General features: G+C 73.8%; 14 protein-coding genes and 1 pseudogene. 2 read left to right on the top strand and 13 right to left on the bottom strand.

The window, feature by feature from the left end:
- Positions 1-43 precede the first annotated feature (43 nt).
- Complete coding sequence (locus tag AC3EUJ_RS25195) at positions 44-1,081, top strand: Gfo/Idh/MocA family protein (protein ID WP_431965058.1); 1,038 nt, start codon at positions 44-46, stop codon at positions 1,079-1,081.
- 116 nt (positions 1,082-1,197) lie between these two features.
- Positions 1,198-1,866, top strand: coding sequence for a hypothetical protein (locus AC3EUJ_RS25190; protein WP_431965056.1), 669 nt, complete (start codon positions 1,198-1,200; stop codon positions 1,864-1,866).
- Between the two features lie 18 nt (positions 1,867-1,884).
- Here AC3EUJ_RS25190 and AC3EUJ_RS25185 read toward each other — a convergent pair whose 3' ends face one another.
- The 13 genes and pseudogenes from AC3EUJ_RS25185 to AC3EUJ_RS25125 all read right to left on the bottom strand — a co-directional run bounded on the left by AC3EUJ_RS25185 (position 1,885) and on the right by AC3EUJ_RS25125 (position 14,794).
- Positions 1,885-2,622 (bottom strand): SAM-dependent methyltransferase, encoded by a 738-nt coding sequence (locus AC3EUJ_RS25185; RefSeq protein WP_431965054.1) that lies wholly within the window; start codon positions 2,620-2,622, stop codon positions 1,885-1,887.
- 371 nt (positions 2,623-2,993) lie between these two features.
- Positions 2,994-3,455: pseudogene (locus AC3EUJ_RS25180) on the bottom strand (3-phosphoshikimate 1-carboxyvinyltransferase); the annotation flags it as partial.
- Positions 3,456-3,512: 57 nt separating this feature from the next.
- On the bottom strand, positions 3,513-4,724 hold the full coding sequence (locus tag AC3EUJ_RS25175) for a cytochrome P450 family protein (RefSeq protein WP_431965052.1): 1,212 nt from the start codon (positions 4,722-4,724) through the stop codon (positions 3,513-3,515).
- 81 nt (positions 4,725-4,805) lie between these two features.
- Entirely contained in the window at positions 4,806-5,783 is a 978-nt protein-coding gene (locus AC3EUJ_RS25170; protein ID WP_431965050.1) for a sugar kinase, read from the bottom strand.
- Between the two features lie 9 nt (positions 5,784-5,792).
- Positions 5,793-6,692, bottom strand: a complete 900-nt coding sequence (locus AC3EUJ_RS25165; protein WP_431965048.1) for an SMP-30/gluconolactonase/LRE family protein — start codon at positions 6,690-6,692, stop codon at positions 5,793-5,795.
- On the bottom strand, positions 6,689-7,324 hold the full coding sequence (locus tag AC3EUJ_RS25160) for a bifunctional 4-hydroxy-2-oxoglutarate aldolase/2-dehydro-3-deoxy-phosphogluconate aldolase (RefSeq protein ID WP_431965046.1): 636 nt from the start codon (positions 7,322-7,324) through the stop codon (positions 6,689-6,691). The genes AC3EUJ_RS25165 and AC3EUJ_RS25160 overlap by 4 nt, the downstream gene beginning before the upstream one ends.
- Positions 7,325-7,350: 26 nt before the next feature.
- Positions 7,351-8,148, bottom strand: a complete 798-nt coding sequence (locus AC3EUJ_RS25155; RefSeq protein ID WP_431965044.1) for a hypothetical protein — start codon at positions 8,146-8,148, stop codon at positions 7,351-7,353.
- Entirely contained in the window at positions 8,142-9,287 is a 1,146-nt protein-coding gene (gene dgoD, locus AC3EUJ_RS25150) for a galactonate dehydratase (RefSeq protein ID WP_431965042.1), read from the bottom strand. The genes AC3EUJ_RS25155 and dgoD overlap by 7 nt, the downstream gene beginning before the upstream one ends.
- A complete protein-coding gene (locus AC3EUJ_RS25145) occupies positions 9,284-10,045 on the bottom strand; it encodes a FadR/GntR family transcriptional regulator (RefSeq protein WP_431965040.1) in 762 nt (253 codons plus the stop codon). The genes dgoD and AC3EUJ_RS25145 overlap by 4 nt, the downstream gene beginning before the upstream one ends.
- A 48-nt stretch (positions 10,046-10,093) precedes the next feature.
- Positions 10,094-10,852 carry an SDR family NAD(P)-dependent oxidoreductase gene (locus AC3EUJ_RS25140; RefSeq protein WP_431965038.1) on the bottom strand — a complete coding sequence of 253 codons (759 nt, stop codon included), beginning with the start codon at positions 10,850-10,852 and terminating at the stop codon, positions 10,094-10,096.
- A gap of 56 nt (positions 10,853-10,908) precedes the next feature.
- A complete protein-coding gene (locus AC3EUJ_RS25135; protein ID WP_431965036.1) occupies positions 10,909-13,020 on the bottom strand; it encodes an alpha-galactosidase in 2,112 nt (703 codons plus the stop codon).
- Positions 13,017-13,940, bottom strand: coding sequence for a carbohydrate ABC transporter permease (locus AC3EUJ_RS25130; protein WP_431965034.1), 924 nt, complete (start codon positions 13,938-13,940; stop codon positions 13,017-13,019). The genes AC3EUJ_RS25135 and AC3EUJ_RS25130 overlap by 4 nt, the downstream gene beginning before the upstream one ends.
- Positions 13,940-14,794, bottom strand: coding sequence for a carbohydrate ABC transporter permease (locus AC3EUJ_RS25125; protein WP_431965032.1), 855 nt, complete (start codon positions 14,792-14,794; stop codon positions 13,940-13,942). The genes AC3EUJ_RS25130 and AC3EUJ_RS25125 overlap by 1 nt, the downstream gene beginning before the upstream one ends.
- Between the last annotated feature and the right edge of the window lie 38 nt (positions 14,795-14,832).

Here is a 14,832-nt window from a genome sequence, read left to right as displayed (position 1 = left end):
TCGCCCGCGCCTTCACCGCACCCGTGAGAAAGGCACCCCGTACATGCGCGTTGTCCTCTTCGGCGTCGGGCGCCTCGGTTCCTTCCACGCGGCCACCCTGCACGCCCACCCCGAGGTCTCGGAGCTGGTCCTCGCGGACGCCGACGCCGCGCGGGCCGCCGAGGCCGCCGCGCGGCTCGGTGCCGGGGCACGGGCGGCGGCCTCGGTCGACGCGGCGTTCACGGACGGCGCGGACGCGGTCGTCATCGCCTCGACGACCTCCGCCCACGCCGGGCTGATCTCGCGCGCCGTGCGGGCCGGGCTCCCCGCGTACTGCGAGAAGCCCGTCGCCCTCGACCTGGAGTCGACGGTCACCGCCCTGCGGGAGGTCGAGGAGGCCGGCACCGTCCTCCAGATGGGCTTCCAGCGCCGCTTCGACCCCGGCTACCGCGCCGCCCGCGAGGCCGTGCGGGCCGGCCGGCTCGGACGGCTGCACACCGTACGGGCCCTGACCTCCGACATGGCGCCCCCGCCGCCGGAGTTCGTCCCCCTGTCGGGCGGCCTGTACCGGGACTGCCTGATCCACGACTTCGACGCGGTGCGTTGGGTGACCGGCCGTGAGGTCACCGAGGTGTATGCCATGGGCGCCAACGGCGGGGCCGGATTCTTCCGCGAGGCGGGCGACGTGGACACCGCGGCGGCCCTGCTCACCCTCGACGACGGCACCCTCGCGACCGCCACCTCCACCCGCTACAACGGCGCCGGTTACGACATCCGCATGGAACTCGCCGGATCGCTGGACCAGATCGCGGTCGGCGTCGGCCCCCGTACGCCGGTCACGTCGGTGGAACCGGGCGCGGCGCCCGGCGTGCCGGACCCGTGGACCGGGTTCGTGGACCGCTTCGGGGACGCGTACCGTGCGGAGATCGACGCCTTCCTGCGGGTGGTGTCGGGCCGGTCGCAGAACCCCTGCGACGGGCGCGAGGCTCTCGACGCGCTGCTCGTGGCGGAGGCGTGCGAGGTCTCCCGCAGGGAGCGGCGGCCGGTCACGATCGCCGAGATGGCCGAGGTCGCGGAGCGCGCCGCGAAGCGCGCGGAGTGACCTCACGGGGCGACGCGGGCACGTCACCCCCGCGGTCCGCCCCGGGTGGCGTGAACAGGTACGCCGGTGCTTCCTGGGATGAGTCGGTCCGGGCTGTCCACGAGGAAGGACCTTTCATGGCGATGAAGGTCCAGGCGCTGCGCACGCCCCGAGCGGCGGGACTGGCGGGAATCGCGTTCGCGGTGCTGATCGGCGCCGCCATCGTCCTGGTCCGGGCCTCCATCCCCAGCGGTGAGGGCGCGCTGACCGGCTCGTCCCTCACCGTCTCCTCGCGCGGCGGGGTGCAGACGGCGCTGGCCCTCATCCCCTTCGCCGGCATCTTCTTCCTGTGGTTCATCGGCGCGGTGCGCGCGCACGTCGGCCCGGGCGAGGACAAGTTCCTCTCGACGGTGTTCCTCGGCAGCGGCCTGGTGTTCGTCGCGACGCTCTTCGGCGCCGCCGCCGCGGCCGGCAGCCTGCTGGCCACGACGGAGGTCGCCTCGCCCGGCACGCCCAGGGCCGAACTGTCCTACTTCGGGCAGCACCTCACCTACAGCCTGCTGACGACGTACTCGATGCGGATGGCCGCGGTGTTCGTGCTGTCGGCCTCCACCGTCGCCCTGCTGCTGGGGTCGTTCCCGCGCTGGCTGGTGCTGCTGGGCTACCTCGTGGGTGTCACCCTGCTGTTCGTGGTGCCGAACGTGCGGTTGGCCGAACTGGTCTTTCCCCTGTGGGCGCTGGTCGTCAGCCTCCACATCGTGGTGGCGAGCTTCCGTTCCCGGCCGGCGGGACCGGAGACCACCTGAGCGGTCGCGGTCAGGCCGTCAGGCGGTCGTGCGGCGCAGCAGCAGCGTGACGAAGCCGAACGTGCCGCGGTAGCCGTGCAGCCACTCGGCACGGTGGACGGCGGCGGCTTCGAGGGCGGCGCCGCTGTCGGGGTCGGCGGGGTGGTCCAAGGCCCATTCGGCGAGCGAGCCGGTCCAGGACCACTCGTATTCGTCCCACTCCCGGATGGAGCTGACGTGGGCCAGGACCGGGGTCCAGCCGTCCGCGACGATCCGGTCCACGGTGCTCGCCAGGTCCTCGTACTCCCCCAGCACGTCGACGAGTTCCGGGGTCGGTTCGCGCTCCCAGAAGCCGTCGCCGACGAGCACGGTGCCCCCGGGAGCGAGGTGGGCGCGGGCCGCGGCGAGGGTCGGCAGGAGGCCTCCGAAGGCGTGCGCGGCGCCGACGCTGAGGACGACGTCGAATGGGTGCGGCGAGGTGAAGTCGCCCGCGTCGCGTTCGTGGAGCGTCAGCCGGTCGCCGACGCCGAGCGCGGCGGCCTCGTGGGCCGCCTTCTCCAGCGCCCCGGTGTCCAGGTCGACGCCGTCCGCGGTGACGCCCGGGTGGTCGCCCAGGGCCCGCAGAAGCCAGGCACCCTCCCCGCAGCCGAGGTCGAGGACGCGTTCGTCGCCACGGCGCAGCGACCTGCCGAGCAGACGGCGAACGGTGGCGTCGTCGAGCGGTGCGGCGACGGGGTGGTGGGTGTGCGCGATGCGCGAGATACGGCGTCGGTCCATGCGCGCAGCTTCGCAGGGCCGGCGGTTCACCGCATCCGGTTAATTCGGCGCGGGCGTGCAACACGAACCGCGGCGGTGGCGGTTTCCCGGTGAGAAGGGCCGTCAGGGAGCACGGCCATCGCGGCCTCGGGGCCGTCACGGAGAGAGGACGACCGGCATGGACAGGAAGATCGTCACGACGGCGGGCCGGTGCGCTCAGCCGCCACTACATGCCCCACTCCTCGCGGAGCGCGCCGAACACCTCGTGGAATTCGGGGAAGGTCTTCTTCACACAGCCGGGCTCGTCGAAGGTCACCCCCTCCGTGCGGAGCGCGGCGACGGCGAAGCTCATCGCGATGCGGTGGTCGCCGTGGCAGGCGATCTCGACCGGGGCGGCTCGCGTCGAGGTCGAGCGCGCCGCCCTCGATGCCGTCCGCGGTGACGGTCAGCGGCAGGTGGCCCTCCGCCTCCTCGTGGCGCAGGTCGACACCGAGCGTCCGCAGGGCGGTGGTGAGCGGGGCGACGGGACGCCGGCGCATCTGGGCGGAGGCGTCGAAGCGGTAGGATCCGTGCCCGGCCGCGGCGAGCGCGGGCAGGAAGCGGGCCGCGGTGGCGGCGTCGCGGCAGTGGAGGTCGGCCTCGGGGACCGCGGGCCCGGCGGGGCGTCCTTCGACGCGCCACACGTCCGGACCGCGGTCCACGCGGTAGCCGAGCCTGAGCAGGCCCTCGGCGAAGCCGTCGGTGTCGTCGGAGAGCAGCGGCCGCCGCAGTGTGGTCGTCCCCTCGGCCGCCGCCGCCAGGAACAGCGCCCGGGCGGTGACGGACTTCGAACCGGGGACGGCGACGACGGTCACGGTGCTCTCCTGTGCTGCCTGACGTTCGGGAACGCCCTGGTGAGGGGCACCGTCATTCTAGGCGCCGGGGGTACCGGGGCCGGTGGGCGCGAAGCGCACGGGGAGCTGGCGCACACCGCGCATGAGCAATCCGGGCAGCCAGTCCAGCTTCGCCGGATCGACGTCGAGGGCGAGGTCGGGGCAGCGCCCCAGGAGGGCGCGGATGGCGACGCGGCCTTCGAGCCGGGCGAGCGGGGCGCCGAGGCAGTAGTGCAGGCCGTGCCCGAAGGCCACATGGCCACGGGTGTCCCGGCGGATGTCGAAGCGATCGGCCTCGGCGAAACGGCCCGGGTCGCGGTCGGCGGAGGCAAGGGCGACGAGGACGGGTTCGCGGGCGGGGATGACCGTGCCGGCGACGTCGACCGGTTCCGTCGTGAAACGGAAGGTGGCGGTCTCCACCGGGCCGTCGTAGCGGAGCATCTCCTCCACCGCGCCGTCGATCAGGCCCATGTCGGCCCGCAGGAGCGCGAGTTGGTCCGGGTGGGTGAGCAACGCGCGGACACCGTTGGAGATCAGGTTGACCGTCGTCTCGTGTCCGGCGATCAGCAGCAGGAAGGCCATGCCGCTGAGCTCGGAGCGCGAGAGCCGGTCGCCGTCCTCGGAAGTGGTACGGATGAGCGCGCTCATCAGGTCGTCGCCGGGCGCGCAGCGCTTGTCCTCGATCAGCTCGTGGAGGTAGGCGGCCAGTTCCTCGAAGGCCCTGCGTTCGGCCTCCGCTCCGGTCGGTGCGACGACCTCGTTCGACCAGGCGCGGAAGGCCGCCCGGTCCAGGTCGGGCACTCCGAGCAGCTCGCAGATGACCGTGATGGGCAGCGGGTAGGCGAGCGCCTCGACGAGGTCGGCGGTGCCGTCCGGGCGGGCCAGCATCGTGTCGAGCAGGGCGGCCGTGATCTCCTCCACGCGCGGCGCCAGCTCCTCGACCCGGCGGCCGGTGAACTCCCGGGCCACCAGCTTGCGCAGCCGGGTGTGCTCCGGCGGATCGGAGACGAGCATGTGGCGGCCGAGGAGTTCCTCGTCGTAGGAGGTCCAGCCGAGTGCTCGGGAGTCCTTGGCGAACCGGGTGTCGGCGAGCGCGGCCCGGGCCTGGTCGTAGCCGACGATCAGCCACAGCTCCCCGACGTCGGCTGTGCGTACGCGGTGCACGGGCCCCTTCTCGCGGAGCCTGGCGTAGACGGGATAGGGATCGGCGGTGAACTCCTCGCCGTAGACCGTGAGATCGACCGTGTCCATGTACCGCACGTTAACCCGGCGGCCCGCCGCGACACGTCACCCTGCGGGACGAGACACCCCGGAAGGTCTCATCCGAAGGACTCACCCCAACGTGGCGGCACGCCAGGTCTCCTCGTCGGCCTCCAGCAGCGCGGCGACGACGGAGGGGTCCGGCAGCGGTCCGTGGTCGGCGGCGACGCGCAGGGCCGAGGCCGCGGTCAGATGGCCGAGCCGCAGGGCGCGCTCCATGGGCAGGTCCCGCAGCAGACCGCTGAGGAAGCCGGCGGCGAAGGCGTCCCCGGCGCCGACCGGTTCGGCCACCCGGACCGTGAGGGCGGGCACGCTGTGCGCGTCGGAACCGGTGAAGGCCGTGGCGGCCCGGGATCCGTCCTTGACCACGAGGACGCCGGGCCCGGGCAGCAGCTCGCGGACCGAGCGTGCGTCGGTGATCCCCGCGCCCCACAGCACCTGGGCCTCGTCGAGGCCCACGAGGACGATGTCGGCCCGGTCGGCGAGCGGCCGCAGGACGTCGGCGGCGGAACGACCGGTCCACAGCGCGGGGCGGTGGTTGACGTCGAAGCTGACGGGCCACGGGCGGTCGGGGCGCAGCGCCCGTTCGACGAGGGCGTGGCAGCCGGGCGACAGCGCGGGCGTGATGCCGCTGAGGTGGACGAGCGCGGCCCCGTCCAGGGCCGGGTCGTCGAGCACGTCGGGGGTGAGCGCCGAGGTCGCGGACCCCGTGCGGTGGTAGTGGACCCGGGTGCCGTGCGCGCCCGGGTCCTTGAGCAGGAGTCCGGTGGGCCGGGTGGGGTCGGTGCGCACCCCGCCGATGTCGACGCCGCCCGCGGCGATCCGCTCGCGGACCCGCCGGCCGAAGGGGTCGTCGCCGACCGCGGACACCCATCGGGCGGGGATGCCGTGGTCGGCGAGGTAGAGCGCGACGTTGGACTCGGCGCCCGCGATGTCGACACGCAGCAGGTCCGCGTCGTCCAGCGGCCCGAGCGGGTCGGGGGCGAGGGCGGCCATGGTCTCGCCGACGCAGACGACGGGCCCGGGTCGCAGCGGCCGGGGGGTGCTCATGGTGGCTTCCTAGGGGGTGTCGGCGCGGCCGGGGAGGCGCGTCGGGCGGTACGGGGCGGCCGGTGTGCCGGGCACGTCCACCCGGATTGCGAAGACGGCGCCGTCGAGCGGCCCGGGCACGGAGAGGCCGATGTGGGCGCTGGTGACGAGGAGGGTGCGGCCGTCCGGACCGCCGAGGCAGAGTCCGGCGGGCTGCCCGGCCGGCAGGTCGACGATCCGGTCGAGGCTGCCGTCCGGGAGGTAGCGGTGGACCTGTCCGGTGCCCCAGACGGCGGTCCACAGCCCGCCCTCGCTGTCGGTGGTCATGCCGTCGGGGCTGCCGTCGGCGAGGGTGGCGAAGGTCTCGGGCGTGCCGGGGTCGCCGCTCGCGGGGTCGACCGGGTAACGCCGGATGATGCCCCGGGCGCTGTCGGCGAGGTACATGACGGCGCCGTCGGCGCTGAAGGCCGGGCCGTTGGGGATCGTGATGTCGCGCAGCACGCGGGTGAGGCGGCCGTCGCGGTCCAGTCGGTACAGCGAACCGGCGTCCTCGGTGGTGTCGTACGCCATGCTGCCCGCCCAGAATCGGCCGTGCGGGTCGGCGACGCCGTCGTTCATCCGGATCGCCATCGGGGCGTCGTCCTCGGGGCGGGCGATCCAGTCGACGCCCCCCGAGGGGTCGATGCGGCAGATGCCGGTGCCCGCCGCCGCGACCCAGTGGCCGGGGTGCCCCTCGACCGGGGCCACCGCGCCTAGCGGGCAGGGCAGTTGCGCGATCAGCCGGTGCGGGTCGGCGGGGCCGTCGGAAGCGGCGAGCAGCCGGCCGCTGAGGATGTCGGTGAGCACGGCGCGGCCGTCCGTCCAGCGGATGCCCTCGCCGAGTTCGAGGCGGTCGGTCCCGAGGACCGCGGGGGGCACGGTGCCGGTCATGGACGGGCCTGCGCGCGGACGACGTCCAGGAAGCCGCGGGCGCGTTCGCGCAGGGCGGTGATGCTGCCGCCCTCGGCGGCGTCCCCGATCAGGGGAGATCCGACGCCGACGGCGATGGCGCCGCCCCGCAGATATGTCATGGCGGCCGGCGCGTCCACTCCCCCGACGGGCACGAAGGGCAGGTCGGGGAAGGGGCCACGCAGGTCCCGCAGGTAGCCGGGGCCGCCCGCGCTGCCGGCCGGGAAGAGCTTGAGGGCGTCGGCGCCGAGCCGCAGTGCCTGGAGGATGTCGGTGGGGGTCATCACCCCGGCGAGCACAGGGAGTCCGAGCTCCCGGCCGGTGGCGACGCCGTCGCTGACCGCGGGGGTGACGAGGAAGGCGGCGCCGGCCTTGTGGGCGGCCCGTGCGTCCTCGGCACTGAGCACGGTTCCGGCACCGAGGGTCGCGTCCGGACCGAGCGCGGCGCGCGCCCGGGCGATGACGCCGAGCGCGTCACGTCCGCTGAGGGACACCTCGATGAGGGTGATCCCCTCCTCGACGAGGGTGAGCACGGTGGTCAGGGCGGCGTCCGGGTCACTGCCGCGGACGATGGCGAGCAGCCGGTGGGCACGCAGCGCGGCGAGCAGGTCCATCCGACATCCCTTCTGGTGATGGGCGTTCAGGGGCGGCGGGTCGCGGCGACCGTGAGCCGCCAGGCGACCTCGCCGGAGGGCGGGACGACGGCCGTGTCGCCGTCGTCGGCCCCGGTGCGGTCGAAGACACGGCCGAGCATCGGCTCGACGCCGATCGAGCGGTACGGCGCGTCCTGGGGGAAGCCGCCAAGATTGCGCCACAGCGCGACCGCGACCGGCTGTCCGCCGGCCTCGACGGACAGGTGCAGCGCGTCGGGGCCGTCGTGCACGGTCACCCGCGGGGTGAGGACGACCGCCCCTACGGCGGTCCCGTCATCCGGGCCGAGCCGGTCGAGGGGGATGCCCTCGACGCGCGGCCACTGACCGGTGATCCAGCCGGCGCCCTCGTCCGGATAGAGCCGGGTCTGCGCGCCCGCGTCGATGCCGATCCACGCGTCCGGGGAGAGCTCCAGCAGGGCGTGGGCGGCCCAGACGAAGCGGTAGCCGGGCTCGGCGGTGAGCGTGTAGTCGGCGACGGCGTCCCCCGCCTCCGCGCTCAGGCGCCGGGTCAGCCGGAAGTCGGGGCAGTCCACGACCTCCGCGTCCCCCTCCCGGTGCCAGGGCCGTGACCAGGCGTCACCGTGGTCGGGCAGCCCGCGCACGGTGGGTACGCACTCCTCCAGGCCGCCGGCGTCGGCGAAGGGGTCGCCGGGCCGGACCAGGATGCGGCGGGGCTCGTCGCGGTGCCAGAGCCATTGGCGGCCGCCCGCGGTCAGCGAGGTCCAGCAGCCGCCGTGGTCGAGGTCGGTGACCACGGCGACCGGGACCCGGTCGCCGCTCACCATTCGGCGAAGGAGCCGTCGGCGTGCCGCCACACCGGGTTCCGCCAGGCATGGCCGGAACGGTCCGCGGCGCGGACCGCGTCCTCGTCGATCACGACGCCGAGCCCGGGCAGCTCGGTGCGGCGCGCCTGGCCGTCGACGAACCGGAACGGTTCGGTGTCGACCAGGTAGGACAGCAGGTCGGCGTCCTTGTTGTAGTGGATGCCACGGCTCTGCTCCTGGATCAGGAAGTTCGGCGTGGCGAAGGCGACCTGCAGGCTGGCGGCCAGCGCGATCGGTCCGAGCGGGCAGTGCGGCGCCAGGTGCGCGCCGAAGGTCTCGGCGAGCGAGGCGATCCGGGTGACCTCCGAGATCCCGCCGGCGTGCGACAGGTCCGGCTGGGCCACGGCGATGCCCGCCGTCAGGGCCGGGAGGAAGTCGGCGCGTCCGTAGAGCCGTTCGCCGGTGGCGAGCGGCACGGACGAGGCGGCGACCAGGCCCGGCAGCAGGTGCGCCTGCTCGGGCAGGACGGGCTCCTCGACGAACAGCGGGTGCAGCGGGGCTATCTCGTGCAGCACGCGCCGCGCGTTGGCAGCGGTGAACCGGCCGTGGAAGTCGACGGCGACGTCCCGGTGCGGGCCGAGTGCCTCGCGGGCGGCCGCGACGCGCTCCACGACGGCGGCCGTCTCGGCGGGGCTGCCGAGCGGCGGGGTGCGCCCGGCGGCGTTCATCTTGACGGCCGTGAAGCCCGCCTCCACCTGGGCGGTGATCTCCTCCTTGAGCCGGTCCGGCTCGTCGCCGCCGACCCAGGCGTACACCCGGACCGAGTCGCGGACGGGGCCGCCGAGCAGGGTGTGCACCGGCACTGCGAGGGCCTTGCCCGCGATGTCCCACAGGGCCTGGTCGATGCCGGCCACGGCGCTGGAGAGGACGGGCCCGCCCCGGTAGAAGCCGCCCTTGCTGAGCACCTGCCAGTGGTCCTGGATCCGCAGGGGGTCCTGGCCCACGAGGTGTTCGGCGAGCACCTCCACGGCGGTCCGCACCACCTCGGCCCGGCCCTCCACCACCGGCTCGCCCCAGCCGACGACGCCGTCGTCGGTCTCGATGCGGCAGAACAGCCAGCGGGGCGGGACGAGGAAGGTCTCGACGCGCGCGATCTTCACTGTGCCTGGCCGTCCTTCTGCTCGGCGGAGCCGTCCGCGCCCTCGGGCGCCTGCGGGCCGCTGACCTTGTCGAGGTCGCGCGTCGCCTGGTCGAGCAGGGCGCGCATGGCGTGTTCCGCGGCGTCCGGGTCCCGGTCGCGCACGGCGTCGAGGACCGCGCGGTGGCTGGGCACCGGGTCCTCGCTGTGCGGGGCGCTGTGCACCAGCTGGTCACGCTGGGCCAGGCCCGACTCGATGACCACCTCCATGCGCTCCAGCAGTTCGTTGTGGGTGGCCGCGAGCAGCGCCCGGTGGAAGGCGAGGTCGGCCGCGACGGCGTGGTTCGCGCCGCCCTCCTCGCCCATGGCCCTCAGGGCCGTCTCCAGCGCTTCCAGGTCGGCGTCGGTGCGGCGCGCCGCGGCCAGCCGTACGGCGGCGGGTTCGATGATGCCGCGGACCTCACCGAGGTTGTGCAGCAGCGCCGAGTCGGCGCCGGTGCCGCTGTTCTCGGAGAACTGCCAGCGCAGCACGTCGGCGTCGAGCAGGTTCCAGTCCGAGCGGGGCCGGACGAAGGTGCCGCGCTTCTGCCGGGCGTCGACCATGCCCTTGGCCGCGAGCACCTTCAGCGATTCACGCAGGGCCGTCAGGCTGACGTCCAGCTCGCTCTGCAGGGCCGCCATGTCGAGCGTCGCTCCCTCGGGGATCTCGCCGCTGAGCACTCGGCGGGCGAGGGTCTCCACGGTCTGGCCGTGCACTCCGCGGCGCGCGTATGGCGTCATGTGTTTGCCTTTCTTGCTGTTCGGTGGTGGCCGGTGCGTCCGGTGCCGTCAGGCCGAGGCCTTGGTGACGCTCCAGCCACCGTCCACGAGCAGGCTCGATCCGGTGATGTAGGAGGCTTCGTCGGCGGCGAGGAAGGCGACGGCGGCGGCGACCTCCTCAGGGGTGCCGAAGCGGCGGGCCGCGGTCTCGGCGACGCTCGACGCACGGTCGGCCTGCGGGACGCGGTCCCAGGCGGCGGTCAGGATCGGCCCCGGCAGCACCGCGTTCACGCGGACGTCCGGACCGTACTCGACGGCGAGCTGACCGCACAGCGACAGCAGGGCGCCCTTGCTGGCAGCGTACGCCGGGTGGCCGGGGATGCCCCGGTGGGCGTGGACAGAGGAGACGAGCACCACGGCCCCCCGTTGCTCGCGCAGGTCGGGCAGTGTCGCCTTCACGCCCAGGAAGGCGCCGGTGAGGTTGACGGACAGCTGCCGTTCCCACGAAGCGAGGCTGGTCTCGTGGGCCGGCGCGACGGCCACTGTGTACGCGTTGCTGACCAGGACGCCCACGGGCCCGAAACCGTGGGCGGCGGTGACCACCCGCTGCCAGTCGTCCTCGTCCGCGACGTCGGCGGCGACGAACAGGGCCCGGGCCCCGTCCTCCCGCAGCCGCTCGGCGGTCCCCTCGCCGCGGTCGGCGGCGATGTCGACGAGGACGACGGCCGCGCCCTCCACGGCGAGACGGGCCGCGGTCGCCGCGCCGATGCCCGACGCGGCGCCGGTGACGACGGCGACGCGGTTGGTGAAGCGGGCCGCTGGGTTCATGGGGTGGGTCGTCTCCTGTTCGAGGGGGCGGGTGGGTGCAGATTCTTCCGCTGTCGTCACTGACGGGAAAGGACGGTCAACTCCGCGTCGTGATCCGCGGTCCAGGCGTACGGCAGTCCCGAGTGGAGGAGGTACGCGCCGCTGTAGCGGGTGCCGGTGGCCGTGTCGGTGTAGACGGCGTCCGGTCGCAGCCCGCGCAGTCGCAGCCGGGCGGCGCGGCCGGGCACCAGGGGCGCGCCGTCGAGGAGGCCGGTGTTCCAGGCCGTCACCACCAGGCGGTCACCGCCCGGTTCCTCGTACTGGACGCCGCAGGTCGGGTCGGCGGGGCTGCCCAGCAGGTGGACCTCGCCGTGGTGGACGACGTCGCGGATCTCCTTGTAGCGGGCGATCCACCGGGCGGCCTCGGCCCGCTGCCCGGGCGTCCAGTGGCGGATGTCGGCGCCGATGCCGAGCACGCCCGCCATGGAGCTGACGAAGCGGAAGGCGAGCGAGCGCGGCCGCGGGTCGAAGACGCCGGGGGCGTCGGTGACCCAGGAGCTCATGGTGTGCGGGGCGTGCGCGTGCAGATAGCCGTACTGGATGCGCAGCCGGTCCATGGGCGCGGTGTTGTCGCTGGGCCACACCACGTCGGTGCGCGCGATGGTGGCGTGCTCGACGCGGCCGCCGCCGCCCGCGCAGCCCTCGACGGTGACGTGCGGGTGGGCGGTGCGCAGGTGGTCCAGGACGCGGAGGTAGCCGGCGACGTGCGCGGCGTCGAGGTCCTGGCGCTCGGGATCGGCGCCCGACGCGTGCCCGGGGCGGCCCCGCTCGGTGGGCGGACGGTTCATGTCCCACTTGAGGTAGCTGATGGCGTGGGAACCGAGCAACCGGTCCAGGGTGCCGATGACGAATTCCTGGACGTCCTCGCGGCCGAGGTCGAGCAGCAACTGGTTGCGCACGAGCGTGGCGGGCCGGCCGTCGATGCGGTACACCCACTCGGGGTGCTCGGCGTAGAGCCTGGAGCGGGGGCTGATGCCCTCGGGTTCGACCCACAGGCCGAAGTCCAGGCCGAGGGAGCGGACGTCCTCGACGAACCGGTCGAATCCGGCGGGGAACTCGGCGGGGTCCGGGTCCCAGTCACCGAGGCCGCCGGTGTCGTCGGGCCGTCCGGTGAACCAGCCGTCGTCGACGACGAAGAGTTCGGCGCCGAGTTCGGCGGCGACCTTGGCGAGCTCCAGCTGGCCCTCGGCGTCGACGTCGAAGCCGGTGGCCTCCCACGAGTTGTAGAGCACCTTGCGGGGCCGGTCGATGCGCTCGCCGGTCAGGTGCCGCTCGTAGCGGTGCCAGACGCGGGCCAGGCCGTCGAGGCCGTCGGCACTGAAGGCGCAGGCCAGCCGCGGCGTGACGAGGGTGGTCCCGGGGGCGAGGCGGACGGCGCCCTCGTGGGGCACGCGGCCGGCCCGTACGCGCACCGCCCCGCCGGGCTCGGCCTCGGCGGTGATCCGCCAGTTGCCGGACCACTCCAGTGCGATGCCGTAGGTGGGCGTGGCGCCCTCGGCGGGGGTGGCCGCGTCCTGGATCGCGAGCCACGGGTGGTACGCGTGCCCGGCGGAGCCCTGTGTGCTCTCCATCTCGAAGCGTCCGCGCTCCAGCGCCACCTCCTTGAGCTGGAACTCCTGGGACCACTGGCCGGCCAGGTAGGTCAGCCGCGCGCCGCCCTGGACGGGCACGTTGACGGCGGCGGAGTCGAAGCGCTCCAGCCGCACCTCGTCCCCGCCCGTGCAGGTCAGCTCCGTCCAGCGCAGCACGACGTCGGTGCCGGGCACCGTCTGGTAGTGCAGCGCGGTGCGCAGCCCGAGGAGGTCGTCGGCGAAGTCCAGGCGCAGGGTCCGGTCGCCGTCCTGTGTGGCGCCGTCGAACCGCCACCAGCTGCCGCGGTCCCCGCCGGGGCGGGAGGCGACCAGGTCGGCGCCGGTGAACGGCCGCAGCCCGTAGGGGATGTACTCGGCCGGGGCGGCGTCGGCGGGGGTGATGAAGTGAGTGCGGCGCGACCAGTCCAGGGGCGACGGGCCGTCCTCGGCGCCGTGCGGCCCCCAGGCGGCGAGTTCGGCCCAGCGGCCGTCGCCACCGAGGGTGACGGCGTAGGTGGTGGTGTCGGTGCGCAGCAGCCACCGGTCGTGCGCGGTCACTTGACGGCTCCGAGGTTGAGTCCCGCCACGAAGTGGCGCTGGAAGCGGAGGAAGACGGCCACCGTCGGGGCGGCGGCGATCACCGAACCCGCCGCGATGACGTTCCACATGGAGACGTACTGGCCCTGCAGTCCGATGAGGGACGCGGTGATGGGCATCTGGGTGTCGGTGCGCAACACCGTGATGGCCCACAGCAGGTCGTTGAAGATCCAGGTGAACGACAGCGCGCTCAGCGCGGCCAGCGCCGGGCGGGCCAGCGGCAGGATGATCCGCCAGTAGATCTGCCAGGGGCCCGCGCCGTCGATGACGGCGGCCTGCTGGATCTCGCCGGGGATCGACCGCATGAATCCGTGCAGCACGAAGACGTAGAAGCCGACGCCGAAGCCGACCTGCACCCCGATCAGGGCGTACAGCTGGTCGTAGATGCCGAGCACTTCGCTGAGCTTGGAGACCGGGATCAGCAGGATCTGCGGGGGCAGCAGGTTGCCGCCGAGCATGAGCAGCAGCAGGACGCGCCGGAAGGGCAGGTCGTAGCGGCTGAGCGCGAAGGCGGCCATGGAGGCCAGGCCCAGCGACAGCAGCACGGTGGGGATCGTGACCAGCAGGCTGTTGATGAGGGCGCGCTGCTGGCCGCCGTCCACCCACGCCTGACGGAAGCTGTCGAAGGTGAAGGAGTGCGGCCAGCTGCCGACGCCGTGCGCGGCGATGTCGTCGAAGGTCCGGGTGCTGGTGACCAGGACGAGGACGATCGGCAGCAGCCACAGCGCGGACAGCACGGCCGCGGTGAGGTGGAAGCCCGTGGTGCGCAGGGCGCGGCCGCTCAGGAGGGGCCGGCGGGGCGCCGCGGCCGGGACCTTGGCGGCCTTGCCGTCACGGCCGGCCGGGTCCTCGACGCGCGCGGTGGCGTGGGTGGCTGTCATCAGTCGGCCTCCCGGAAGGCGCGCACGAGGTAGCTCGCGATGACGCCGAAGGCCAGCACGAAGATGACGACGGCGAGCGCGGAGCCGTATCCCAGGCGCAGGGACTGGAACGCGGTGGAGTACATGTAGGTGCTCAGCAGTTCGGAGGAGTGGTACGGGCCGCCGCGGGTGAGCGCCCACACCACGTCGAACGAGCGCAGCGAGTCGATGATGATCACCGACAGGACGACCGCGTTGACGCTGCGCAGCTGCGGCAGCGTGATGTGCCGGAACTGCTGCCGGCGGGTGGCGCCGTCGACCTTGGCCGCCTCGTACAGGGCGGGGTCGATGCCCTTGAGGCCGGCCAGGTACAGCACCATCACGTAGCCGACCTGGCGCCACAGCGCGGGCACGATCACCGCGTACAAGGCGGTGTCCTGGTCGGCGAGCCAGGCGTGCTTCCAGCCGCCGAGGCCGACGCCCTCCAGCACGTTGTTGATCAGGCCGTCCGGCTGGTACATGGCCTGCCACACCAGCGCGGTGGCGACCAGCGAGAAGACCACCGGCAGGAAGAGCGCCGCCCGGTAGAACCCGACACCGCGCCGCTCCTGCTGGAGCAGCAGCGCGGCGCCGAGTCCCAGGGCGGCGGAGAGCCCGCCGAAGAGCAGCAGCCACAGCACCGTGTTGATCGCGGCGGTGCGGAAGACCGCGTCGTGCAGCATCTCGCTGAAGTTGCCGAGGCCCACGAACTTCGGGGCCGCCAGGCCGTCCCAGGAGGTCAGGGAGAGGTAGAAACCCTGGAGGGCCGGCCAGAAGACCCAGAAGGCCTCGGCGAGCAGCGGGACGAGAACGAAGGCCAGGACCACCGGGGGCACCCGAGTGGCCCTGGACCGACGTGTGGAGCCGAGCAGCG

It is taken from the genome of Actinacidiphila sp. bgisy160 (genome assembly GCF_057707815.1).
The sequence above is the reverse complement of the archived record's forward strand: the minus strand, read 5'-3'. Positions and strand labels throughout refer to the sequence as shown.

Bases quoted from the DNA above. Each gene is read 5' to 3' on its own strand.
- AC3EUJ_RS25195 (WP_431965058.1), top strand. From the start codon at position 44: ATGCGCGTTGTCCTCTTCGGCGTCGGGCGCCTCGGTTCCTTCCACGCG.
- AC3EUJ_RS25190 (WP_431965056.1), top strand. From the start codon at position 1,198: ATGGCGATGAAGGTCCAGGCGCTGCGCACGCCCCGAGCGGCGGGACTG.
- AC3EUJ_RS25185 (WP_431965054.1), bottom strand. From the start codon at position 2,622: ATGGACCGACGCCGTATCTCGCGCATCGCGCACACCCACCACCCCGTC.
- AC3EUJ_RS25175 (WP_431965052.1), bottom strand. From the start codon at position 4,724: ATGGACACGGTCGATCTCACGGTCTACGGCGAGGAGTTCACCGCCGAT.
- AC3EUJ_RS25170 (WP_431965050.1), bottom strand. From the start codon at position 5,783: ATGAGCACCCCCCGGCCGCTGCGACCCGGGCCCGTCGTCTGCGTCGGC.
- AC3EUJ_RS25165 (WP_431965048.1), bottom strand. From the start codon at position 6,692: ATGACCGGCACCGTGCCCCCCGCGGTCCTCGGGACCGACCGCCTCGAA.
- AC3EUJ_RS25160 (WP_431965046.1), bottom strand. From the start codon at position 7,324: ATGGACCTGCTCGCCGCGCTGCGTGCCCACCGGCTGCTCGCCATCGTC.
- AC3EUJ_RS25155 (WP_431965044.1), bottom strand. From the start codon at position 8,148: ATGGTGAGCGGCGACCGGGTCCCGGTCGCCGTGGTCACCGACCTCGAC.
- AC3EUJ_RS25145 (WP_431965040.1), bottom strand. From the start codon at position 10,045: ATGACGCCATACGCGCGCCGCGGAGTGCACGGCCAGACCGTGGAGACC.
- AC3EUJ_RS25140 (WP_431965038.1), bottom strand. From the start codon at position 10,852: ATGAACCCAGCGGCCCGCTTCACCAACCGCGTCGCCGTCGTCACCGGC.
- AC3EUJ_RS25130 (WP_431965034.1), bottom strand. From the start codon at position 13,940: ATGACAGCCACCCACGCCACCGCGCGCGTCGAGGACCCGGCCGGCCGT.